Below are 23,839 nucleotides of genomic sequence, written 5' to 3' on the forward strand. Positions count from 1 at the left end.
TTTGAAGTTATGCGTGTATTAAAAAACTAGATATCGCTAATTCTAGAATAGTTTTATGAGTTATGATTAATCTTTTAATCGTAAAATAACTTTAGTAAGAGGGGGAAACTTGAATCAGAAATTGAACTTTGAAACTTTTAAATATTTTCTTGAATGCTATTTTAACGTAAGTGCGGATTATGATGAATTGGATAAATTTATTCACGATTTTAACTCATTGGAAAATATGGAGTATCTTAAAAAACTTCATGCAGAGTTAAAGCTAATTTTGCACATAGAAGATTGGGATATGGTTCACGGACTCGTTAAAAAATATGGTATGAGAAAGATGAATGAAGAAAAACTGAAATGGCTAATTCAGAGTGTTTTGGATCATTTAGAACTTAATTAAAGATATTATAGAATGACTGCAGTTTGGTAATGAGCTTTATGCAGCAAGTACATTCACGGAGTTTTTAAATAAATTACATAATTAATAGATTTAAAATAAACATACTAAGATTAGTCAAGTAGTTTTATAAAAAATCATTAGAAGTACTGAATTTGATACTTACTTAAAAATAACACTTTTGGAAAAGTTTCATCATTCATTTAGATATTAATGGAATTATATATAATGTCAATATTGTTAAAATATGCTATTATCCCTTGTGTAAAAGTAATTCATATAAGAGGAAAAAATTGAAAGGTAGGATCAAAATGATTAGTGACTTAAAAAAAGCGGCCTTATCTTCATTAAAAGACAGATGGGGATTGGGGGTATTGTCATCGTTTCTTTATCATGTCATTTCCAGGGCTGGTATGTTTATTATAGGATTTCCACTGTTGTTACTGGGTATCTTATTAAGTGAAACAATGAATTCTAGTTATTCGATTACAGGAGACGAAAAGTTAAATGCAGTAGGTGCTTTTTCTTATTTACTTGTTTTCGCTGCTCTATTTATTTGTTTAATAGCTGTACAAGGCATTATGAATTATGGGTATTTTAAAGTTACATTGCGTTTAGCGAAAAAAGAATCTACTACAATTGGTGAGTTATTTGAAGGATTTCGAAAAAGTAATGTGTTTAGATCTATGAAGGTGACTATTTTAATGACTGTATACACACTTTTATGGAGTGTATTATTAATTGTACCAGGTATTATAAAATTTATCTCTTATTCTATGGCTTACTATATTTTGTTAGATCATCCAGAATATACAGCGAGTGAAGCAATTAAAAAGAGCCAAGAACTGATGAAAGGACATAAATTAGATTTATTCCTACTATCGTTAAGTTTTATCGGATGGTTTATTTTAGGGATTATCATCGGATTTTTTACACTTGGTATCCCGTTTCTTTGGATCTATCCATACTATATTACAACAGTATCGCATTTCTACTTGAATATAGTGAATAGGAATACTGTTATGGAGGAAAAAACAGTTATCTAGAAGGAGAATATAGTTTGTTTTATATTGCTACACGAGGATAGTACAATTTACGAAGTAACTTTGATGGTAAAGAATTAGCAGATACTTGGGGTTTTGAGAAAGACGGTAATTTTACTGTTTCACTTATCTTAAAAGAAGATGGAACATTTGAATTGTATGCAAAGGGTAGATATCCGAGTAAAGATGATTATGTTGCAGGAACTTGTGAGTATACAAATAACGGTTATATGTTAAAAATACACATTAAGGAATCAATCCTAGATGGTAAACCTTTCGATGTTGCTAGAAAAGACATACCGTGAACAATTCAAAGTTTCGGTGACAACAGGGTTCAAATGTTTGATGTAGAGTCTTATCAAACGATTCGATATACAAAGCAAAAGTAAATTAGTAGAAATATAGGGCTGGGTTGTAATTAACCTAGTCCTTTATTCATAAGGAGGTATGAGTCTGAAATATAGCTAGTTACGTAAGCGTCAAATCGGATCAACCTCCTAAATTTGGACGCATACTATTCTTAAACTCATTATTTCATGAGAATTCTCTTTATTTTATAAATAATCTTATAGTATAAAATATAAGTTGCTGCGCTACGAAAATAGAAAAGAGGAGTGTGTTTTATGGGAATAAAAAAAGATTCAGTGATTTTTCCGTTACCTTCTGAAAACTTAATATGTAAGAAAGAAGAGGATTGGAGAGTTGAATTACCACTAGACTATAAGAATTTCATAAAACTGTATAATGGTGGACTTCCAGAAAAGAACTCTTTTATTCGTAAGAATCATAGTTACGCAGTTATTCGGTTCTTATGTATCCTTGAAACTCCAGAACATATTGAAAATGGCATGTTTGATATAGATGCAACATGGTCTCAACTTGATGAGAGACTTACAGATGATGGAGATTTACTGGGAGTAGCTTTATTGCCAATTGCTGTATTGTTTGCTGATGATGTTTTATGTTTAGATTTTCGCGAATCAAGAAATAGTCCTACAGTTTGCGTATGGGATCATGAAAATTCTGCTGAGCTTGAGCCAGTAGTTTATTATGTTACAAATACTTTTCAACAGTTTCTGGACATGCTTCACTAATAAATCTTAGGTTGCTATTCATCAAAACAATAATCGGCAAAGTCGTCTAGTGAATGATAAGTAGTATACATATAGAGTCTATCTTGAATACGGATTTTACAATTGATATTCGTTATGCTATACAATATTTTTGGTTATAAAAGGGGATTTAAACGATGACAAACTGGAAGGGTCATATATCGACAATGACAGCGGTGAAGCAGGAATTGATGAAACAGGATGTGGAGCAAATATGGCCGCATCACTTTCCAAAGGTTGGAGCAAATAAGGCAGAGATTTGCCTTGTTGAGAAAACAATAGGATACAAACTTGATCAAAAGTATAGAGATTTCCTGAGATATGCTAATGGTTGGAAAGGGTTGTATCAAACAGTTGATTTATTTGGGATAGAACAATTGAAAGAAACTCATATGATAAATTGTGCAGGAGTATTATTCCACACAATAGAGGACGACGTCTTAAGAGAAAGTGGCTTTTTACGGCATCAATTATTGCCAATCGCAGTCACGGAATTTGACAGAGATTTATTTACATTATGTTTGCCGAACTCCTCCATACCTGGAGCGGTCATTTGGTTTGCTGGAGAGGAAATAGATCGATTTGAAAATTTTGAAGAGTACTTTTTAACGATGATTGATTATAATCGCGAAGAAGTATTTGCTTTAAGAAAGTAGCAGATAATAAAGTTTCATTAACAGATTTAGAGTATTACAGAATAGAGAGAAATGATTTTTATTGAAAGAGGATATGTCTAACCAACTTATGCCAATGATACACACTCAAAAAGAGATGGTGGAAAAAATTTGCCAAGGAGTGGGAATGCGTTGGAGATTGAAATGATTCATGAAAAATTATCATTAGAAGAATTAGAAGCTTTTGAGGAAAAACATCAGTTGCAATTCCCGAAGTATTATAGAGAGTTTTTATTAAAATATAATGGAGGCTATCCAAAGGCAAGTATGTATAAAATCTCTGATGATGCAGGAGAAAGTGTATTAAATATTTTCTATGGAATTGGGAGTATGTATGATAATTTGGAGAAAATAATAGATTTTTTTGATGATCTTTTAGATATGGGATTTATACCAATTGCAGATGATCCTGGCGGTAACCAAATATGTTTGGGGATTAATGAGGAATACTGTGAAAAAATTTTTCATTGGGCTCATGATGAAGAGCACGATGGCATGAAAAACATGTATTTTTTAGCTAATAATATAAATGAATTTCTTGATTATTTATATGAGGAGTAAAGTTAAACAGTCTTCTAAGTTCGTTAAAGGGATTATCAATTCAGCTGTATAGCCTTTAGGGGAAAAGAATAAAAATTCATGTGTATAAAGATGGAAATGGAACGTATAAAGGAGAATTCAAAGAATGATTCAATATGGAGAGCTGTATTATGATCATTATAGTAAATACTTAGGTGAACCAATGGACCGAGAAGTGTTTAAAAATGGTAAGGATATGCCAAGTATACAAATTTTGAAATATGAAAATGTATTTGAACAATGTCTTGTTTTTAATACACTTGGAGTTAGTAAATATGAAGAAATAGTAGGGGATAATGTTGAGGTTTCAATGGTAGTTGATGGAGCATTTCGTAGTACGGGATATATTCTTGCAAATGCTTTATTTTATTGTATAGCTAACGGAATAAAGATAGGTCGGGGAACAGCAATTAGCGGCATTGAAAGTATTGATACGTCATTTGTTCAAAAATAAAATAAAAGTGCAGTTTACTTTACTGAACCATTTGCTTTCCCAGATGAATATTGCCATGTGTTTACTGGAAATGCAGAAAAAGATGGGAAGGTTTTGCTGGCATTTTTTATTTCGGATTCGGAATATGAATATTTTATAAAATATGGGGCAGAGAAATTTGAGGAATTATTAGAAGAGAATCATGTGGATCCATTTCATGTTAGCAGGGAATCTATTAATTGAGAGTTAGCTAGTTTTGATATAAGTTTGTAATGGTTCAGACGAAATAGTGCATATCAGCATAGAAAAGATAAATTGAAAAAACTAAAAAATTGGCTCATTAAAAGAATTAAAGGGGGGAGTATAAGATGAATGAAAAAGTAACAGTATGGATTGGGAATTTTGAGAGTAATGCTGAGCTTGAAAACTATACAAATATTAAATATATGGAAGAAGGAGATAGTATCCCCTCCATATTCGAACAACATTTCAACTTAGGTTAATTTAAGTTATATTCTACTGGCAAGTTTGATGTGGAATTTGATTATGCTCCGTTAGAGAGAGAGAACATAGTTACAACCATTATGAACGCTTAATTATATGGAAGTATGAAGAGTTAGGAATTTTCCCTAATGGGATCGGGAAAATGATGTAAAACTAATTAGAGAATATATAAAGAAAAAGAAGGAACGGTAAGCATTTTTGTAATTAGATGAATATAGATTCAAGTTATATAGAATGCAAAATATCAATTTCGTTGAATATATAATTGTTACATCAGAGGTGACATATGGACTGCGATTTAATCTATCCTATAGAAGATGATGTAAAGGTTGCTTTTATTTTGACTATTGCTGAAAAAGTCTTTCAAACTATAAAAAAAGATAAGGAAGAAATCAAATCTATGCAACAATGCCTTTTGTCTAATCTTTAAGTAATGAGCTTAATGTAAGGAGGGATAGTAGAGTTGTTTACTGTGAATGTAGTAGTGCTTTATGATTCGAATTCTAATAAGTATCTGCCTTTGATTAGAAAGAAAACGTCTAAATCGATAAGTGAAATCAAACAAAAGATGAAAACAGAAAAGCCTGTAATGGAATGTAATTATGATGATGCAGATCAATTAAGATCTTTAGTGAACTGTGCCGAGGAATTACTTTCAATGGGAGCATGTATAAAACTTTATGAAGAGGAAGAATTGATTACACTTGAGATGGTAAGAAATTTAATTGGGACAATAGAAGGAGTTGCAAAAAACAGGGAAGCAATTGATAATGTAATATTTGGTGATGATTCCGATGAATAGTAGTACTGGAACAAATAAAAACTAGCAAAATAAAATTTGCTAGTTTTTGTTTTTTTATAAACGTGAAGAACAAATCTCGTGTAATTTCTCAGCAAATTCTTTATGATGACTTGTGTTATAGCCTCCATGATGCCCTGGAAACTCCACAATTTCTGTTCCTAATTGTTCCGATAATGCGACTGCGCAGCGATAAGCGAAAAAATCTCGTGAATCACTTCCACCGGCTGGAAGTACTTGCATCGGCGAAGATTTTAATGCAGTCTGCAATGCATCGATATCTAGTGAATAATTGAGGGTGCCAGGGATTTCATACTCAACGAAATACGTTGAATTACTAAGCATCCGCTCTGTTTGCACATCTTTCGGTTGTTTTTGATCGTTAGTGCCCGCTCCTATATTTGATAATAACTTTATGACCTCATTTTGATGATTTTTCATAAGGTTTTCCATGAACTTTCTAGCCTGCACCTGCTCATCACCGAATAAAAGTTGCAATAAGACGGGTTCGTGAGGGATTAGTAGCTTTACTTGCTCCGGATGGCGTACGCACAGATCAAGTCCAATAACAGCACCAGAGCTGCTTCCAAATACGTATGCCGGTTCATCGGTCAGTTTAGCTAGCAGACGGTGAGCATCGTCGCTATGTGTTTCTACGCGGTAATCCTCAGTTTGATCGGTAGGATGACTGCGGGAATGACCACGGCGGTCGTAAGTAACAACTGTATACCAATCAGCAAGATGATTAGCGACATTAAGAAACTTATCAGCGTCACCACCACCGCCATGGATCATTAGAAGTACAGGTCCTTTTCCTCTAATTTCATAGTAAAGACTCGCTCCAGGTACTTGCAATGTTCCGTTCTTCACTACAGTCATTTGTAAAATCTCTCCTTTTTTCTTATCTATCATAAAAAATGAATAAGGTGTTCAATTTTTGTCGCTTTTAACTATAATCGGTAGTCCTCTTTACTTTATATGATTGGCAAATGATATAAAATGCAGAAATTAACTAAGAAACAAAGTCACCATAGTTTACAGTTACGCTCAAATTGTTGTTTTGAAATCATGTTGGATTAAAAATATCTCAAAACTAAAATTTTGTCTCTCCACAGTTATTTATGAGCATTTAATGTATGTTTCGCTTTTGGAACAACGAATTTCTTAAGTTAATGGATGTGAATTGAATTTCATGCAGAATGAAGAAAGAGAAAGGCTATATGTTAAAATATAGTAGGGAAGTGAATTGTGAATATAAAAAAAACTGTGATAATTGCACTTGCTATTATTGCATTATTTATGCTTATTTTCTCTCAAACCACAGAGGACGAAACAATAGAAAAATATATAAAAGACAAATACAGTATTGATGTTATCGTAACGAAGTGGGGCAGTATAAATGGAGGGAATGGGGGACACACTTGGCACACGGTTCAAGTGAAAGATAATAAGAACATTCAGTTTCAGGTAGAAGTGAATGGCCTATTTAACTCTACCATTATAGGGGATGATTATGAAAATGGTTTAAAGATAAATGAAGAGTATAAAAAATTCAAACCGTTATTGAATGAAATTGAAAAGTTGGGATACATTCCAGCACCTGATGAAAATGTAATTCAATATATAATTGATGATATGGAAGAAAGCCATAGAAAGGTTCCTTCTGAGTTATTTGTAATGTTAAAATCTGTCCAAAATCTAGATTACAGTCAATTTGAAACGAAAGAACTCGATCGTTTATTTTCTCTATTGCAACTTGTTCAAAACAATAATAAACAAATAACAAAAATTGAAATGGTAGATAATAAGGATAAGTTACCTCATTTAAATTTGGAAAACATACAAGAAATCAAATCAAGAGATCAGTTGCTATTCGCAATGAAAAATGCTTCAGAAGAGTATTGGAACAATTTAATCCTAACGCAAATTCATGACAAAATGAAAGAAATTGAAAATGACTATGTAACGTTCAAAAGCATTTCCTGTAATTATATAGAAAACGGAGAGTGCAAAACTTATAAGGTGATTTTACAATTTAAAGATGACATGTTGAATTATAAGAAAAATCCACAACTCATTGACGATATTTACAAAGTGTCTTCTTTATTGCAAACAGAAAAACCTAACAATAATTTTGAAATGGAATTTGTTAATACTGGGAAATCATCTTATACAAGAAGTCTTTTACTTAATCAATTGCAAACAAGAGAACAAATTGAAACTGCTGTAAAAAAATTCTTAGTGGAAGAATAAAAACTAAAAATTGATTCCTTATCATATAGCAACTTCCTCGCAATATGATAAGGAAATCTATCGAGATTACGATTGGGAAAGTGAAAATTTCAGGGAAAGTATATATATCCCTTCTGATGAAATCTGTGATGCTTATCTTGATGCTACAGGATTCTTCATTTTGAAGTAATGTAAAAAATAATAGTAGATGTATCATAAACGTTGGAAGACTTTAAGCGGAGATTTACAATTTTTTAAATAACATGAATAGAGGGGGATTATAAAATGAGTGTTTCTATTTATTATTCTGCAAACCGTAAACAAAAGCTTACTACTACTGAACAGGAAGCCATTGATAAATTGATTTTGGAATATTCCGTCGATAAAGAAATTGAGAAATATCATAATACGGGTGAAGGATATGACTGGGAAGATTTTACTGTATATAATCAAGAAAATCTAATGGAAGACGATGAAATTTTTGCAGGTTCAACTAGGTTACCCGACAACGGAGATTATACACAATGGGAGGGTTTTCAACATTGGAATGGATTGCTTTCACAAATCCGTTGTGTCATTTTAGGTGCCGAGTGGCATGTGAATATAGATGATCACGTTCTTGTATGGGATGAGGAATACTTAGAATACGTTTTACCCAAATAAGGTAGGTTCAGGGTAAAAGATTAGAAGACTGCTAAGCGGTTTCAATTGCTAATTGCTTAAGTTAGATGGGAGAATAACGTGGAAATGAAAGAATCATTAGAACAGTACTTTCATCACCTTTTGTATTTTTGGAAAGAGAAATATGGCACACATCCTAAAGCACCTTGGGATGAAGAAATGGAGCCTATTTTATATTTGGGACATCCAGATGAAGAAGAGTACGTGTATTGGAAACCCGTTGAAAAAGTTAGATTAGATGATTTTTCGGAAATTGAAAAGGTACTTGATTTCAAAATCCATTTTTCTATTAAGGAATACTTTAATTCATATTGGTTTCTAAACTTGCAAGGATTTTATGGTTCGCGATTTGTTAATCTTGAACCTGTAGAACCTGGTAAAAGCCTATTAGAATTTTTTCAAGTAATGAAACAATACGAAGAAAATAGGGGAAGGCAACTTAGATATATTCAAATGGGATTCATCTCTCCTGAAGATATGGCTATTACGGTTGATAATGAAACAGGGCAGGTATTCATAGAGAATTTTGAAACAGAAGAAAATGAACTGCTTTCTCATTCACTTGTTGAATTAATAAGTAATTTAAAAATAAAAATAGAGTAATACGATGCAATTCGTTATTTAAGAGACACATAATGATTTAGGTGATTGGGGGATGGAATGAAATGGGTAAAGTAGAATGGCAATTTGCTGATGAAGATGATGAATAAATTAGAGAAAGAAAAGAGTAATATGTGTAATGAAAAATATAATATTGAAATGAGATGGGTGGAACAATAAGTATGGCTATAGAAATGAAGCCAGAAATTAAAAAGGTTTTAGAAAAAATAAATTTTATTGATAGATATCAAGCGATGTCTAATCGATTTTGAGGGAATTCTAACGATTTAGATGATAGATTAGGAAGTTACAACATTCAAAAAGTGATAGAAGTACTGAAACATTTTGGATACGAGGCAACATTTGATTATAAAGAGAGATTTTTTAAAGTAGGAGTAGTTGATCATTCACCGCAATATATGATTTGGTTTAATATTAGTTTAGAACATGGAATGACAGAATTCATTTGGGTTGCTTATTATAATGGCGAAGTTCGATTAGGGAGTCCTTGGAGTTAATATCATTATATGAAAAAGAATAGGTAATGATTTTTGAAAACAGTTTTCGAGCGTTTCGTTTACGAATGGTCTCAATGAGGTGTAATTAAGCATCAAGAAAGGTGGTTTAATAAGGAATGAACGGTGAGGAATACAAGGAATGGGTACAAGAGGTAGTTGATTTCTCAAAGGATTTTCAGTTTTCCTCTTTAACTAAAAAACTTTCGAATAAAATAGCTATCGTTACCGATATGCAGCAAGCGGAATTTCTTGTTTATGAGGAAGTATATGGTGAGGATGAATACACGTGGACAGATATAAGGGAGTTAGAAAAGAGTAAAGTTCGGGGAGTGTATTATAGGTTATCAGAAAGTGAAAGACCAAAGGAATTACATAATATGTTAGAGGTTATTGACGATCATGTAAGGCAGAGTGCAGTTAGAATGGGATTTTTCAATGATGTTGTAGCTGACCTCAATAATTGTTCTTTTAGCCGTGCTATCAATGGGAAAAATAACGATTTCTTTGAAACTATGTTTGAAATCTATAAAGCAGGTGGTTTTCCTTGTGGATGGGATGGTGAGTACCCTGGTGATGGAAGAATTATCGCTTATTTTGAAAAGAGATAGTTAATATAAGCGAGTTATAAAGAAAGAGGATTCAATACATGAATCTTGAAAAATAAAATAATCCCCAACTCCTCTAAACACGTGGATGTATTTAGGGGAGTTTTTATTATGTAAAGTGGGAGAATTTTATTATGTGTTGACGCTGAGATGAAGTTTCAAAGTCAAAATATATCCATGCTTAACTATCTTCAATGAGTTACAACTTTACATGTTAACAATATGTACATAGGGTAAAAACAGAAAATTAATAATATATTGACCTTTTTATGGTTCGTGCTATAAAATTGAAAGCGATAACAAACGTTTTCTTTAGAATGTTTTTCATGATCTTTTGATATTTAGAGACATAAAAAGGAATAAGTAAGTATTTTTTTTTGATATTTAATGCAAACGTTTTCGTTAATTTCTTATTCCTTTCTACCTTTGGTTTTTCTATTAAAAGATCATTGAAATACATAAGTAAGAACATTCAATACGGAGGTGTTATAAAAGCGATTTCTAGATTAACTTATGCAGGGTTACTCATAATGAATTATTCGTAATATTTTAAGAAAGGGTGAATGGAGTGTATATTACAAAAAAATTAATAAACAAGACGTTTTTATTACTTACTGTAATTGCTATGCTATTATCTGGTTTTTCTTTTCAGAGTGTACAAGCAGAATCAAATACGAAAACAACTGAAATTATCGTTCATTATAAGGAGAAGTCTGGAAATATAAAAGATTGGAATCTTTGGATGTGGGCCGAAAATACGAGTGGCAGGTCCTATGAATTTACTGGGGAAGATGAGTTTGGTAAGTATGCTAAGGTGAAAATAGATGGTGATTATAATCGTGTCGGATTTATAGTTCGTACGAATGAATGGGAAAAAGACGGTGGTGATCGTTGGATTGAAAATATTAAGGATGGCCGTGCTGAAGTATGGATTCTTTCTGGCGATGATAAAGTTTACAATTCTAAGCCTTCTTCTGAACTTTCTATTCAGAAGGCGACTATTGATAGCTTCAATGAAATCACTATAACTACCAATGCTCCATTCAATATTAAGGAGCAAAAAATTGAAATTGAGGGCGTTAACATTGAGAAAGTTAGTCCTTATGACACAAATAATGGAGATATTACCAATAAGGTCAAAATCATTACAGAAAAGAATCTTGATTTAAAAAAAACATACAAAATCAAAATGGGAAATTCCATTGAAGCTAATACTGAAATTGGTAAAGTAATTCGTAGCGAGGAATTTGATCATTTATTTTATTATGATGGTAATGATTTAGGGAATACATATACGCCACAGGAAACCAAGTTTCGTTTGTGGGCTCCCACTGCGAGCGAGGCAAAGTTGGTTACTTATAAAAAATGGAATGATGAAAAAGGTACTGAAATCAGCATGGATCAAGGGGGAAAAGGAACTTGGACTGCAAAACTGACAGGTGATCAAAAGGGCCTTTTTTATACATATAAGGTGAAGATTGGGGACAAATGGACTGAGGCCGTTGATCCATATGTGCGTGCTGCTTCTGTTAACGGTGATAAAGGTGCAGTCGTTGATTTAAAAGAAACAAATCCAAAAAATTGGAAGGGGAACAAAAAGCCGAAATTTAAAAAGCCGGAAGATGCTATTATTTATGAGTTACAAGTACGTGATCTTTCCATTCAACCTGAAAGTGGTATTAAACAAAAAGGAAAATATCTTGGTGTAACAGAAAAAGGAACGAGAGGACCCGAAGGCGTAAAAACAGGTCTTGATCATATTAAGGATCTTGGTGTTACTCATGTCCAGTTTTTACCGATATTTGATTATGCTTCAGTAAATGAAGAAAAATTAAATGAACCACAATATAACTGGGGATATGATCCGAAAAATTACAATGTACCAGAAGGCTCATATTCTACTAATCCTTATGAGCCCACTGTTCGAATTACTGAATTAAAGCAGATGATTCAAACACTTCATGATAATAATCTTCGTGTTGTGATGGACGTTGTATATAATCATATGTACAATGCGGCTGAATCCAATTTCCACAAGTTAGTTCCAGGTTATTATTATCGTTACAATGAGGATGGTTCACTCGCAAATGGAACAGGAGTAGGGAATGATACGGCTTCTGAACGAAAGATGATGAGGAAATTTATGATAGATTCCGTCGTGTATTGGGCAAAAGAGTATAATTTAGATGGATTCCGTTTTGATTTGATGGGTATTCATGATGTCGAAACAATGAATGCGATACGTAAAGCCATTAATCAAATTGATCCTTCTATTATTCTTCATGGAGAAGGTTGGGATTTAAATACGCCTCTAGCGCCTGAGTTAAAAGCAAATCAAAAAAATGCGGAGAAAATGAAAGGAATCGCTCATTTTAATGACGATATTCGTGATGGATTGAAAGGAAGCGTATTCGGGGATAAGGATAATGGTTTTGTGAACGGAATGCAAAACATGGAAGAACGCATTAAAAAAGGAATTACGGCTGGTATCGACTATGATAAAAAAGTGTATACTTATCAGGATCCTGAGCAGGTTCTGACATATGTTGAAGCACATGACAACCATACATTATGGGATAAGCTTCAGTTGACTAATCCTGGCGACAGTGAAGAAGTACGTAAACAAATGCACAAGTTGTCTTCTTCCATCATATTAACATCGCAAGGGGTTTCATTCTTGCATGCAGGCCAAGAGTTCATGCGTACAAAATATGGTGATCATAATAGCTACAAATCTCCTGATTCTATTAACCAAATGGATTGGGTGCGCCGTGCAGCATTTGATAAAGAAGTAGAGTATATGAAAGGCTTAATAGAGTTGCGTAACAACCATTCAGCTTTTCGCATGACATCTGCTGAACAAATAAAAAAACATTTAACGTTCATTGATGCGCCAAAAAATGTTGTAGCTTATACAATAGATGGCAAAGCAAATGGTAATAAAAACGAATATTTTGTTGTAGCTCACAATGCGAATAGAGAAGCGGTGGAAATTACTCTTCCATCAAAAGGTCCTTGGAAAGTGCTAGTAGATGGTGAACGTGCAGGAAGTAAAGTGCTGTATGTTTTCCATGATAATAAGATTAAGGTTCCCGCATTAAGTTCATTTGTTTTAAAAACAGAGAAACCGATTAAATAAGAATAGATGATTTAAAAAATCCACTAACCATATCTGGAGAGAAACAGGATTCTCATCATAGACTATAAAGTAAAAGGTAGAAACAATCATACTCCTATTAATAAATTAATTCCAAATATGATAATATAAATTATGGAAAAAAGATGAAAAATTGTAGGGAATATACTAGACTGAAAAGTAGGAAGGTTTTTATTAGACGAACAAAAGTTTAAGGGGAGTTTAAAATGGCTATAAAAGTAATAAGGGCAACAGGTATGATGGGTGGGGCTACAAGAGTAGCTTTAAAAGTGGATAATGAAGTTGTAATGAAATTAGAAAATAATGAAGAGTACACGCTCCCTTCTGATGTAAAAGAAGCGAAGATAAAAGCAAATCAATTATTTTTTGGAAGTAAAGAAAAGCAAGTAAAAAGTGGCGATATAGTCGAAATTAAGATTAATGGTCTAGCGATGCTATTGTGTATGGTATCGTTAATAGCAGTATTATTTGGTTCAAAGATTGATCCTAATGCTATTTGGTTTGGTGTAATCGGCTGTTTGGTAACGCTTGTCTATTCAATAAATAATTGGTTCACGTTAGAAGTTAAATAACAGAAAACAGCAGAGATTTTAAAAACTCTGCTGTTTTTTTACATCATAATTGTTTAAATAGTGTTTTGTATTCTAGTAATTAGTGAATAACAATAAAATCGGGAGGTACATCATGAGTTATAAAGAACAACTTGCTATTTTATATAAAATGCGCTTTATGGAAAATGAAGGCGATGATATTGAAGAATTTGAAGAAATATTAAATGAACTATCATTTCATGCAGGAAATGAAGTGATTCCAGAACTTTGTAAAATATTTGAAGACGAGGTAGCGGAACCTTCTGCAGACAGCGATGTAATTGAAACCATTTTTTATATTGCAAGCCGGAATGGATTAGAGGATGGACTTGTACAGTTAGCGAATGGAATACCAAATATGTTACCCCAGGCAGAATTTTGGGCAGATAGAATTCATCGAACACTTTTAAATTCAGAAGAGTTAATTTTGCCATATATTAAAGCTTTACAACAGGTTGATGAGCATACGAAACAAATAGTGAAAGATATTTTATGTAATGTAAAGAGTGAGATGCCGGAGTTATTTGCGGAAAAGGTTGATTTTATATTAAGTCATTCCGCAATCAATGAAGTGAATTGAAACAGTACAAAAGAAATTTGAGTGGCAATAAATGAGAGGAAGGTAGCTATAAAAATGTACTCAAATTCGCTAATAAGAATATAATCAATATCACTTTAGGAGTGATAGAAATGAAAAAAAGGAGTCAACTCATTGCACAAATAGAGTCTTTATCTGATTGTCGTGTGCTTGAGCCTGCAGGATTACCGATAATTAATGAGAAGAAGCATATCCTACCTGAGGATGTAAAGGGATTTTACAGTCTTTGCGGAGGAGCGGTTTTGTTCGAGAATGAGGAGTATCCGATTTATATTGTCTCCCCACAAGAATTTATTTTAGCAAATCCAATAATAATAAGTGAGCAGTGTGAAGATGATATTACTTCCAATTGGTATATTATATGTAATGATGGAAAAGAGGAATACTTAACAATTGACCTAAATCGAAATAGATTGGGGAAATGTTATGATAGCTTCTTTGATCGTCATGGAATTGCAGGGGAATCACAAATCATTGCAACATCGTTTATAGATCTACTTGAAAGACTTATACATAATAAGGGGAAGTATTGGTATTGGATGCAGAGTGATTTTGTATCACTTGGAGATGCTTATGATGGACTCATATAATCATTCATAAATTTTAAAATAACGCTGTTCTCATATGCAAATGATGCTCTTCTTCTAACGTATTCAAATTCATCAAGTGAAAATTGATTAAGGAGAGTTTTGATTTCTTCGCTATTCTCAGATATCTCTCCAAGTCCATAAGCTATTTGCCACCTGGCATCGTGGTCTGGAAAAGATACCGAGTGTTTCGCAAGGGATAGAAGTTGGCTTGGATTTTCTATCAAAGTATCAATAATTATTTCACATTCGTTGTCTCTCGCTAAAATATATAGAAAATCATTTAGAAGGTCAGAACTCCATTTTCCAACAGGAGAAGCATCTACTAGCATATTAACAAGGCGATATATTCTATCCCAATGGAGATATTCAGTTTCCCATTCACCAAAGGACTTATCTGCTGTTTTAGCCCAATTCCTAAATTTTTCAATCTCTAAAAGTAATTCATCCATTGTAATTTTCGCCTCCTTATCAAGCATTTAGCATTTGTTCTACTTGTTTTTCAAATGCTAAATGCTTGTCTATTTCTAACCAACGGAACCAATAGAGATAGTTATCAAGGTATTTTGTAGCCACACCTTGGACACGATTGTATCAAGCTATCAACGAGGTGGTCAAGAAAGCAACAATCTATGCGAAAACAGCGTTAAATAAACAGTAGTAAAAAACTTGATTGTACAATGCCTTTCAAGTTTTTTGATTTGAAAATTGCTAGGATTGTAAAATGTAGTGGTAGACAATCAAAATGATGGGAGAAAGGTAGGAAAAGGAGAACTGACATGGTGATTTTAAATTAGACTTAGCTTTTCATGCCTAAACAATTACTTTAAATTCAACATGATAATGAATACCTAATGGAGGGACCAGAAATGGAAAACTGGGAATACAATGAATTGTTTGAAGCCATTAATGAGGCCTATAATGATTTTTTAACTTTAGATAGAGGACAGAAAGATGCAATTGCGAGAACTTGTTATGAGTATATAAATCTCGGAGAAATAGAAGACGTAATTGTTGATACAGCTGTAGGTGAAATAGTGTTATCTCATGACAAAGTTTTCATTGGGTATATAAAAGGTATAACAAAGAGATTAAGCAAGTTTAATCCACTAGACGCAATGGGGGAATTAACACAAGAAGAAATAAGAGATTTATCTAACAGAATACATAAAGTATTGGAAGGTCTTGAAAAAGTAGAGATTGATTATAATCCTTCAGCAGAATAGCGCGGTTTATTCTCTTTAGTGCTGAAGAGGAAGTATTTGAAGATAAACGAGTAGGAGAAAAGCTATATCTTTGTTTTGCTCAAAATAAATGAGAAAGCGGGAATTTGAGTGGGGAGCTATTTTATTAAGATAGATGGGTTTGAATATCCAGAAGCATATAGAAAAGCAATTGAATTACATTTAGTGGATTTTGATTTATGGTATATGATGGAATCAGCACAAGCAACTAGACGCTTTCTTGATTTGAAAGAAAGGTATCCAAATAGAAAATTAGTTCCTTTTGCTAGAAGAGATGATAATGATGATATTGCCTGCTTTGAATTTGGAAAAGGACAAAAGGTTCAAGTGATTCATGACTTCGCTACAGAAGGGTTTGAACAGAGGAAGGAATTCGATGATTTTTGGGAATGGCTGGAGTTCGCGATTAGGGAAATGATTGATTTCAATAGAATGGAAGAGGAGTAAATTATGGGGATGAAAAAAGGAAAGGGGTATTTAAATGAGTTCACCTAAAGAATTTTGTGATAGATGGAATGAAAAAAGAGACGGGACATTAAACAAATTGGATAGAGAGATAATGCAGCATACAAATTTATCTAGTGATACGAGAAGGTTTTTAAGTGAAGCGGGTCTTCCAGCATCGGTTGCTCCATTTATAGAGTTTGATAACGCAACTGAATTAATGCAGAATGTAACTCAAAAATTTGGCATGCCAATAGATTTTGAGTTTTATTGGTTTATAGGTACGACTGGTTCTGGTGATCCGCTTTGTATTGATGAGAGAACAAATAATGTAGTCTATTTACATCACGACAACAACTATGAAGAAATCTTCATTAATTCTTCCATTCATCAATTTGCAGAAAGCCTTCTATTGTTTTCTAAGTTAATAGATGAAGCGATTCAGATAAATGGTGAATTTGCTTTTTTAGACAATGAAATTCCAGAATCAGTGCGTATCTGGTTTAAAAATGAATTAGGGCGTATCGATCCAAAGGCTGTGGAAAAGAATACGTTTTGGTTTGAGGAGCTTGAAAACCTTACTGAATGACGGAGTGTATTTTATTGATAATGTACTTTATCGTTATGGCAGCTATTAGGCTTACATAAATGATGATTTTCTACATGTTTTTCTCTGAATTTTGAGATGAAGCCCCATTATTTTGAAAAGAAAATTAAAGAAAGTAAGGTATATAAAAATGATTAATCAACTTAAAATCTTAAATCCTCAAGCACTTATAAGTATTTTTGGAATGATACCAGAGTTTGAACAATCAGAGTTATTAGATGTTCACCTTAAAAGAGATAGTCCGACCTTAGTTATCCGACTCATGACAAAGGAACCTGTTGAAAATAAACCACAGCGATGGAATAAATGGGATGTAATTTATATAGAAATTTCATTCTTTTGTATTCAAGATTTAATAATCAAAGATATAGGAACAGACAATGTAATTCATCAATTTGAAATAAATGCTATTGAAGAAGAAGGGGTATTAAAAATTAAGTGTAGAAATCAAATGCAAGTTGAATGCTTATTTAGTTGGGCAAGAATAGAGAAAATAATCCCAGGTTTAATAGGAACACAGTGACCTAGTTATAGTAGCTGATTTTAAGAACACCTACGTTTTATAAAATGTAACATTTGAAGAGGAGTATTATTAGGCTATATATTCTGTCATTCTTGAATTAAGTATTAAAGGTCGCTTATTAATGAAAATAAAAAACTATACAAATTGCTCTTTATCTGAAATTCAATCTAATATAAAAAATAAATATCCGGTAATGGCTGTTAACCGTCGGAATTCAGAAGAAATGGAAAAAATGAAGAATTTAAATGAAGAATTGTCTTCAAATAAGCTGCAATTTAGGATTTTCAAGCAAACTGATGAGGGGATTAGTGAGGTAACAGTTGCAATGTTTACAAATGGTATGGAAACTTCCAGGCAGATTGCAAAACAAAGGTCGCGTTTGGATGCATTATTAATAGAAGAGGACGATGCTAGCAGTGGGTAAGGAGAATTCAAAATAAAACGACCCCTAATAAACGAGTAAGAATGCATAAAGGAGGGTTAATATCGAAAATCCAGGGGTAATGTCTCTATGGCTAGGGAATTTCAAGAGTAAAGAAATGCTGCAAAAGTATGTGGAAATAAAATTTGATGAACAGGGAGACAGAATCCCATCACAATTTATGAGAGATTTTCAAATTGATTTTATAAATTACAATGAAGATCTATTGGAAATCACATTTATTGATATTTCAACTACATCTTTACAGTTGTTATTAGAAGGCGCATCTTATTATGAAAAGATTATATCTCAATTCATAGATTATTATGGGGAACATATGTTAGAGAGTTATAACACAGTGATTAGAGTGTATGATTTTGAATATAACGAAGCTAATGCTGTTGAAAATAAGCACCTTGTTTATGCTGGCGCAGTTATTTATGAAGAGTGGGAAGAATAATATTGGTGAAGACATTTATGGTCAAAGTATCTGCTGCTTATAATGTGGTGAAACGCTCAAAGCATAATAAGTGTGTTTTAAATTTTTCGTTTAATCTTTAATGAAAAATATAAGGCTACTAGAAATATTCGGAGAGTATGAACGCATGAAAACTTCCTCTATTTAATTTTTTGAAAAGGATATATTTTCTTGTATATCATAATACATTATAGAAAAATGCTGAGAGGGGTGTATGTGATGGGTTTCCCGCCTCAACAACAAGGTAGACCTGGCATTGAATCATTAATGATACCCAGACCTATATTTGATAACCCCAATTACAAACCAGCCGGTAAGCTTATAAATAAGGTAGCACTTATAACTGGTGGAGATAGTGGAATTGGTAGAGCTGTCGCTGTAGCATTCGCGAAAGAGGGTGCAGACATAGCAATCTCATACTTAAATGAACACAGCGATGCAAAAGAAACGGCGTTCTATGTCAAAAAGTACGGCCGTAGTTGCATTACCATTCCAGGTGATATTGGGTATGAGCAGCATTGCCAACAAGCAGTAATGCAAACCATTCACCAATTTGGCCGTATTGACATTTTGGTGAATAATGCTGGTGTACTATACATAAGGAATAGTCTACTTGATGTAGATTCGAACCAACGAGCAAGTACCTTTCACACAAATGTTTTTTCTCAGTTTATTTTTACGAAAGTTGCTTTGCCATACATGAATTCAGGGAGCTCCATAATAAATACAACATCCCTTAGTGCTTATGATGGAGATCAAGATGCAATTGACTACGCGGCATCTAAAGGAGCAATTGTTTCATTTACACGTTCGCTGTCATTGTCACTGGCATCGCAAGGGATTCGAGTGAATGGTGTGGCCCCGGGACCAATTTGGACTCCATTAATTCCATCTTCCTTGCCTCCAGAATGGCTCGCTACATTTGGAGACCATGTTCCTATGAAGCGAGCCGGTCAACCGTTTGAAGTGGCACCTGCTTATGTATTCTTGGCCTCCGATGATGCATCTTACATATCAGGGCAAATTCTGCACGTGAATGGTGGGGAAATTATAAATGGATAAATACTAACAAAACTGATATTAATTATTGTTCAAACTGGGTATTTTCCTTTCACTCTATATTCACTCAACTCTCTTTTCTTCTTCATAAGGAGTAAATGTCCTATTTGAAACATGATGGAAGACCAGAGTAGAATGGCAATCAATTGCCCAATGTTAATGCTAGCAGCTGTTGTAGGGATTTTTCATCACTGTTTATGTACAAAGCGATAACACGTAAAAATGAAGTGTACAAATATCATTGCTAATCAGCTTTATAAGTTAATAGAAGAAATCATCTGGAGCACTGGTGTAACGCAAGGTCATTTTAACAATATTGTAAAACAGTCAAGGGAAGAAGAGTAGTATTTCAAGGAAGCAATAAAGAATATTTAGTGATGAAGAGGCACTTTAACAAGCTACAATAAAATTGTTAAGGTGCCTGTATCGTTTGTGAATAGATATTATAATTGAAGGGAAACAAAAATACCGGAGGAATCACGATGCCAACCTACAATAAACTAGTACGTGACCCAATCCAAGAAATGATTACAAATAATAGTAAAACACTTACTTACAACAAGAATACTAGATGAAAAGAATACATAGAAGAAGTATGCAAGAAAACAGGGGAAGAGTTAACGAAGCATTTAGAGGCGAAAAATAAAGACTATAAAGTAGAAAAACTAGCAGATTTATATTGCTTTCTTATTGTTCTTTGTTTTTAGTTGGTTTGATTCTAGTTTCAAGTATACAATTTAAACAGGGAGGAGGAAAAATTGAAAGAAATGGACAAGTAATTCAAGAATGGGGTCCAATTGATTATGGTTTCAAATCTTAATTGAGTAAAGTGGAAGTCCTTCAATTTTATAATGTAGATAACGATGAATATGTTGGGACAAATGAGAAAGATATACTATTAAACTCTATGAAAGTACCTGTTTTCCAACAAACAGTAGATCGTGTCTTTTGGTGTAGTTTTTAACGAATGTTTTGGTTACGTTTTGCTAGGGAATGTATTTGTACTTCGGTATAAGTAATTAGCAAGAAAATAGAATAGTAGTATCCGATAGGAGAATGAATAGATGAAAAAAATAAACCATAAATTATTTGGTGAACTTATCTATGATGGATATTGGACCGGAAAACAAAAAATAGCTATTTTGGGTCATGACAAAATAGTTCCTTTAACTATTGATGGGGAAGAACATGATGTGTTTTCTGCAATTCAAGAAGAAGCTTATAGCAAATTCATCGCTGATACAAATAGACTTATACAAGAAGCTGAACAAGCTATATTCGAATATTATCAAGAAGAATGTTTAGAGTATAGAGCTATGTTAGGTGATGAGTCTGCTGATGAAATAGTACCAATTATAACAACTACTCAACAATTAGGAAAGTTGGTTGATCCTATATAGGACTTACTATTTTACCAGATTTCGAAGATGGAGTTAGAAGGCTAGGATTAATATTCAATTGTACATGGGAAGAGGACGGTATTGGTGCAAGATTTGAGAATGAAGAAGTTATTGAAGTTGGTTATCAGGATATTGTTATTTAAATTGTAGAACGAGAAAACTTACATATGAATAAATTTTTGCAAGATAAGGGCGTTCACAGTAAGAGAACAGGTTTCTATACGATGGAGAGTATAATAAGGAGAGGTAATATGGAATATAAAGGAATGTCTTCGTTGTGGCTTGGAACGAGTCAATCATTTCAGCATCTTCAAGAATATGTTGATATAGAATATACAGAAGATGGAGATAGTATAGATTCAAAATTTGGAGAGAATTTCGGTTTTGGTTACTATGATGAAGATGAAATCGAAATTATGTTTTATGAGGAACCTAAAATACATATAGAAGAGATTTTACTGGATTTCTCTTATAGTGAGGTAATTATTCCGAGATTTAAAGATTTGATGAAAAAAGTAAATGTAGAGGACAGGATGAATTCTGCTATAGTGCTTTATGATTTTCAATACGATGCTGAGAAAGTAGAAGATACATATGAGGGTTTAGAATTTATATTTATTGGTGCTGTACCTTATAATTAATGATTTTTAGGTATTTAATGAAATATCAAAACATCAAGGAGGAAAAAATGAAAATACAAACGGAAAGTATTATTTATCCTCTCCCAGATGATACGTTGCTAGAAAGAATAGAGGGAAATCTGGAAGTTAAATTCCCTTCAGAATTTTGTATGTTTATTAAGAAAAATAATGGAGCGATTCCCATCACAAAGTATTTTGCACATAAAAACAATCGGTATGTAGTAGAGCGTTTCCTATGTTTATTGGATAACCCAAGTGAAAATCCAAAAGGTATGTATGATATGAAAGTAGTGTTTAGTCAATTGGATGAACGAATTATTTCGGATGAGGATTTAACTGGTGCGGAGATAGTTCCTATTGCGGCTCTATATGCGGGAGATTTTGTTTGTATAGATTATCGGGAAAATCAAATGAGTCCAGAGATTTGTATTTGGTATCATGAGGATTCAGATGAATTTGAACCATTCACTGAAAAAATAGCGAATAATATAAATGAGTTTTTTGAAATGTTATCAGAATAAGTTGAAAAAACTGCAAGATAAAACGTATTTTATGTAAGAAGCTCGTATACATATTTTCTTGATAAAATTATATGATGAATTGGAATCCCTAGTGAACGGAATGTACCTAGGGATTTCGTGTTTTTTAACAATAATATAACTATCAAACGTAAAAATATAAAATAGAAATATAGTACAATAAATGTAATGTAAAGTTTAATTGGAATAGAAAGAACAGTGGAGCGATTTTTGCAATTTGAAAGGTTGGAAGATATGAAAAGTAAAATGAACAGAGAGGAACTTATTGAACTTGTAAAAAAGATCTATAATCTTGATTTACCAGAAACAGAACATAGCGAATATGTGAATCAATTCAATAATAGCGGTGTTCCGCATCCGACACCTAGTGATTTAATATTTTGGAATGATATAGAATTAACACCTGAAGAAGTAGTAGAATGTGCATTAAGTTATAAGAAAGAAAAAGAATAACTTTAATAAGTAGATGAGAGAGTTTAGAAGGAGATTGTATTAGTATTTACATAGAGAAATGTTGTAAATAAGGAGAGGGTTAGATGGAAAGTTCAAAAGTTGTATTATGTATACCTGGTTTATGGAAGAATAGAAGTGAACTTATTGAGGCGATTGTAAGAAAAAGTGAGGGATATATGTTTGCTGGGAATTATATGAGTAAACTAGGGGACCCGAGTATTTTTTTTGAAGTTGATATATATGAACATGACGAGCGAGTAGCAGAAGCGTTTGAAATTGCTGGATACAATTCATTTACTGAGGAAGACCTTGATCCTATTAGAAAACATTCTTTAGCACTGTATTTAATTGGGGAAGGAGGTTCCATTGAAAAGATAAGGAAGTTAGTTGATACTGCAAATGCACTTGTAAAAGCTGGAGGGCTGGGCGTGAAAGTTGAATCCTCAGGTACTGCAAATACAATTGAAAGCTGGAAGGATATGTATCATACAGATGATGAAGTCCAATTATTCAAAGCTTTTGTAACAGTAGTCGCAGAAGATGATTTTTACTATACGTGTGGTATGCATTGCTTTGGGCTGCCGGATGTAATTACTTTTAAAGATCAAGTAACCCCGCAATATGCTCAAGAATTAATGAACGTTTTTTGTCTGTATAATCTGATTGAAAAGCCTAGCTTAACGGACTATTCTACATTCAGCCTAGATGAAAATAACCCTCATTTTATATTGCAACATACGGAGTGTAAACATTTTTCAGAAGATGAATTGTTTTATAATCAGTATGGTATTTGGGCGTTAGTAAAAAAAGAGTAGTATAAAATTTGTTGTGATAGGAATAGATGGTGCAGGAAATCCGATTTGTTGTAAATAACTAACTGTAAAAATGATGAGAGTTGATATGGATACTGGTGAATAAGAATGGAGTACT

The 23,839-nt window shown here is 32.9% G+C and carries 29 protein-coding genes and 7 pseudogenes; 33 read left to right on the top strand and 3 right to left on the bottom strand.

Features of this window, described 5'->3' with window-relative positions; genetic code table 11:
- Positions 1-109: 109 nt before the first annotated feature.
- The 11 genes and pseudogenes from C564_RS0121385 (at position 110) to C564_RS0121430 (ending at position 5,535) form a co-directional block, all read left to right on the top strand.
- Entirely contained in the window at positions 110-391 is a 282-nt protein-coding gene (locus C564_RS0121385) for a hypothetical protein (protein ID WP_018766766.1), read from the top strand.
- 308 nt (positions 392-699) lie between these two features.
- Positions 700-1,434, top strand: a complete 735-nt coding sequence (locus tag C564_RS0121390) for a DUF975 family protein (RefSeq protein ID WP_026008652.1) — start codon at positions 700-702, stop codon at positions 1,432-1,434.
- Positions 1,435-1,505: 71 nt separating this feature from the next.
- Positions 1,506-1,736 (top strand): annotated as a pseudogene (locus C564_RS38465) (DUF3994 domain-containing protein); the annotation flags it as partial.
- A gap of 318 nt (positions 1,737-2,054) precedes the next feature.
- Complete coding sequence (locus C564_RS0121400) at positions 2,055-2,525, top strand: SMI1/KNR4 family protein (RefSeq protein ID WP_018766769.1); 471 nt, start codon at positions 2,055-2,057, stop codon at positions 2,523-2,525.
- 155 nt (positions 2,526-2,680) lie between these two features.
- Positions 2,681-3,199 carry an SMI1/KNR4 family protein gene (locus C564_RS0121405; protein ID WP_018766770.1) on the top strand — a complete coding sequence of 173 codons (519 nt, stop codon included), beginning with the start codon at positions 2,681-2,683 and terminating at the stop codon, positions 3,197-3,199.
- Positions 3,200-3,349: 150 nt separating this feature from the next.
- Positions 3,350-3,778, top strand: a complete 429-nt coding sequence (locus C564_RS0121410; protein WP_026008653.1) for an SMI1/KNR4 family protein — start codon at positions 3,350-3,352, stop codon at positions 3,776-3,778.
- Between the two features lie 124 nt (positions 3,779-3,902).
- A pseudogene (locus C564_RS38250) lies at positions 3,903-4,472 on the top strand (suppressor of fused domain protein).
- A gap of 125 nt (positions 4,473-4,597) precedes the next feature.
- Positions 4,598-4,726, top strand: a pseudogene (locus tag C564_RS35185) (immunity 22 family protein); the annotation flags it as partial.
- A gap of 6 nt (positions 4,727-4,732) precedes the next feature.
- A pseudogene (locus C564_RS38255) lies at positions 4,733-4,925 on the top strand (immunity protein YezG family protein); the annotation flags it as partial.
- Positions 4,926-5,019: 94 nt separating this feature from the next.
- Positions 5,020-5,163 carry a hypothetical protein gene (locus C564_RS36295; RefSeq protein ID WP_018766775.1) on the top strand — a complete coding sequence of 48 codons (144 nt, stop codon included), beginning with the start codon at positions 5,020-5,022 and terminating at the stop codon, positions 5,161-5,163.
- A gap of 42 nt (positions 5,164-5,205) precedes the next feature.
- Positions 5,206-5,535 (top strand): hypothetical protein, encoded by a 330-nt coding sequence (locus tag C564_RS0121430; protein ID WP_231382345.1) that lies wholly within the window; start codon positions 5,206-5,208, stop codon positions 5,533-5,535.
- A gap of 54 nt (positions 5,536-5,589) precedes the next feature.
- Here the strand turns inward: C564_RS0121430 and C564_RS0121435 are convergent, their stop codons facing one another.
- Complete coding sequence (locus C564_RS0121435) at positions 5,590-6,411, bottom strand: alpha/beta fold hydrolase (RefSeq protein WP_018766777.1); 822 nt, start codon at positions 6,409-6,411, stop codon at positions 5,590-5,592.
- Between the two features lie 369 nt (positions 6,412-6,780).
- On the opposite strand from C564_RS0121435, the gene C564_RS0121440 reads away from it, so the two are divergent.
- From C564_RS0121440 to C564_RS0121480, 9 genes are all read left to right on the top strand, one after another.
- Entirely contained in the window at positions 6,781-7,785 is a 1,005-nt protein-coding gene (locus C564_RS0121440) for a hypothetical protein (RefSeq protein ID WP_018766778.1), read from the top strand.
- Positions 7,786-8,049: 264 nt separating this feature from the next.
- Positions 8,050-8,427 (top strand): hypothetical protein, encoded by a 378-nt coding sequence (locus tag C564_RS0121445; RefSeq protein WP_018766779.1) that lies wholly within the window; start codon positions 8,050-8,052, stop codon positions 8,425-8,427.
- A 78-nt stretch (positions 8,428-8,505) separates the two neighbouring features.
- Entirely contained in the window at positions 8,506-9,048 is a 543-nt protein-coding gene (locus C564_RS0121450) for a SecY-interacting protein Syd (RefSeq protein ID WP_018766780.1), read from the top strand.
- 320 nt (positions 9,049-9,368) lie between these two features.
- Positions 9,369-9,563, top strand: coding sequence for a hypothetical protein (locus tag C564_RS37665; protein ID WP_018766782.1), 195 nt, complete (start codon positions 9,369-9,371; stop codon positions 9,561-9,563).
- A 116-nt stretch (positions 9,564-9,679) separates the two neighbouring features.
- Positions 9,680-10,171 carry a hypothetical protein gene (locus tag C564_RS0121460; protein ID WP_018766783.1) on the top strand — a complete coding sequence of 164 codons (492 nt, stop codon included), beginning with the start codon at positions 9,680-9,682 and terminating at the stop codon, positions 10,169-10,171.
- 565 nt (positions 10,172-10,736) lie between these two features.
- Positions 10,737-13,307 (top strand): type I pullulanase, encoded by a 2,571-nt coding sequence (gene pulA / locus C564_RS0121465; RefSeq protein ID WP_018766784.1) that lies wholly within the window; start codon positions 10,737-10,739, stop codon positions 13,305-13,307.
- 224 nt (positions 13,308-13,531) lie between these two features.
- Positions 13,532-13,897 carry a hypothetical protein gene (locus C564_RS0121470; RefSeq protein ID WP_003203397.1) on the top strand — a complete coding sequence of 122 codons (366 nt, stop codon included), beginning with the start codon at positions 13,532-13,534 and terminating at the stop codon, positions 13,895-13,897.
- Between the two features lie 112 nt (positions 13,898-14,009).
- Complete coding sequence (locus C564_RS0121475) at positions 14,010-14,495, top strand: Imm30 family immunity protein (RefSeq protein WP_018766785.1); 486 nt, start codon at positions 14,010-14,012, stop codon at positions 14,493-14,495.
- 110 nt (positions 14,496-14,605) lie between these two features.
- A complete protein-coding gene (locus tag C564_RS0121480) occupies positions 14,606-15,103 on the top strand; it encodes an SMI1/KNR4 family protein (protein WP_018766786.1) in 498 nt (165 codons plus the stop codon).
- Here the strand turns inward: C564_RS0121480 and C564_RS0121485 are convergent.
- Positions 15,085-15,552 (bottom strand): hypothetical protein, encoded by a 468-nt coding sequence (locus tag C564_RS0121485; protein WP_018766787.1) that lies wholly within the window; start codon positions 15,550-15,552, stop codon positions 15,085-15,087. The two genes, C564_RS0121480 and C564_RS0121485, sit on opposite strands and share 19 nt — an antisense overlap.
- 19 nt (positions 15,553-15,571) lie before the next feature.
- Positions 15,572-15,691, bottom strand: a pseudogene (locus C564_RS36300) (IS1595 family transposase); the annotation flags it as partial.
- A 278-nt stretch (positions 15,692-15,969) separates the two neighbouring features.
- Between C564_RS36300 and C564_RS0121490 the strand changes: the two are divergent.
- From C564_RS0121490 to C564_RS0121545, 13 genes and pseudogenes are all read left to right on the top strand, one after another.
- Positions 15,970-16,326, top strand: coding sequence for an Imm3 family immunity protein (locus C564_RS0121490; RefSeq protein WP_018766788.1), 357 nt, complete (start codon positions 15,970-15,972; stop codon positions 16,324-16,326).
- A 108-nt stretch (positions 16,327-16,434) separates the two neighbouring features.
- Complete coding sequence (locus tag C564_RS0121495) at positions 16,435-16,791, top strand: SMI1/KNR4 family protein (protein ID WP_003203407.1); 357 nt, start codon at positions 16,435-16,437, stop codon at positions 16,789-16,791.
- A 34-nt stretch (positions 16,792-16,825) separates the two neighbouring features.
- Positions 16,826-17,377: an SUKH-4 family immunity protein gene (locus tag C564_RS0121500; RefSeq protein ID WP_018766789.1), complete on the top strand. Its 552-nt coding sequence runs from the start codon at positions 16,826-16,828 to the stop codon at positions 17,375-17,377.
- Between the two features lie 148 nt (positions 17,378-17,525).
- Positions 17,526-17,918: an immunity 50 family protein gene (locus C564_RS0121505; protein ID WP_018766790.1), complete on the top strand. Its 393-nt coding sequence runs from the start codon at positions 17,526-17,528 to the stop codon at positions 17,916-17,918.
- A 121-nt stretch (positions 17,919-18,039) separates the two neighbouring features.
- Entirely contained in the window at positions 18,040-18,342 is a 303-nt protein-coding gene (locus C564_RS0121510) for a hypothetical protein (protein WP_018766791.1), read from the top strand.
- A 61-nt stretch (positions 18,343-18,403) separates the two neighbouring features.
- A complete protein-coding gene (locus C564_RS0121515; RefSeq protein WP_026008655.1) occupies positions 18,404-18,799 on the top strand; it encodes an immunity 22 family protein in 396 nt (131 codons plus the stop codon).
- 237 nt (positions 18,800-19,036) lie between these two features.
- A complete protein-coding gene (locus C564_RS0121520; protein ID WP_018766793.1) occupies positions 19,037-19,879 on the top strand; it encodes an SDR family oxidoreductase in 843 nt (280 codons plus the stop codon).
- A 479-nt stretch (positions 19,880-20,358) separates the two neighbouring features.
- Positions 20,359-20,553, top strand: a pseudogene (locus C564_RS38260) (nucleoside triphosphate pyrophosphohydrolase); the annotation flags it as partial.
- Between the two features lie 387 nt (positions 20,554-20,940).
- Positions 20,941-21,419 (top strand): annotated as a pseudogene (locus tag C564_RS33700) (DUF6985 domain-containing protein).
- 108 nt (positions 21,420-21,527) lie between these two features.
- On the top strand, positions 21,528-21,917 hold the full coding sequence (locus C564_RS0121530) for an immunity 22 family protein (protein WP_018766795.1): 390 nt from the start codon (positions 21,528-21,530) through the stop codon (positions 21,915-21,917).
- Between the two features lie 47 nt (positions 21,918-21,964).
- Positions 21,965-22,438, top strand: a complete 474-nt coding sequence (locus C564_RS0121535; protein ID WP_018766796.1) for an SMI1/KNR4 family protein — start codon at positions 21,965-21,967, stop codon at positions 22,436-22,438.
- Between the two features lie 252 nt (positions 22,439-22,690).
- Positions 22,691-22,909, top strand: a complete 219-nt coding sequence (locus tag C564_RS0121540) for a bacteriocin immunity protein (RefSeq protein ID WP_026008656.1) — start codon at positions 22,691-22,693, stop codon at positions 22,907-22,909.
- An 83-nt stretch (positions 22,910-22,992) separates the two neighbouring features.
- The gene (locus C564_RS0121545) at positions 22,993-23,724 is read left to right on the top strand and encodes a DUF4261 domain-containing protein (protein ID WP_018766798.1); all 732 of its coding nucleotides are present in this window, start codon (positions 22,993-22,995) and stop codon (positions 23,722-23,724) included.
- Positions 23,725-23,839 lie beyond the last annotated feature (115 nt).

The organism is Bacillus sp. 105MF (genome assembly GCF_000374885.1).
In the GTDB taxonomy this organism is placed as follows: Bacteria; Bacillota; Bacilli; order Bacillales; family Bacillaceae_G; genus Bacillus_A; species Bacillus_A pseudomycoides.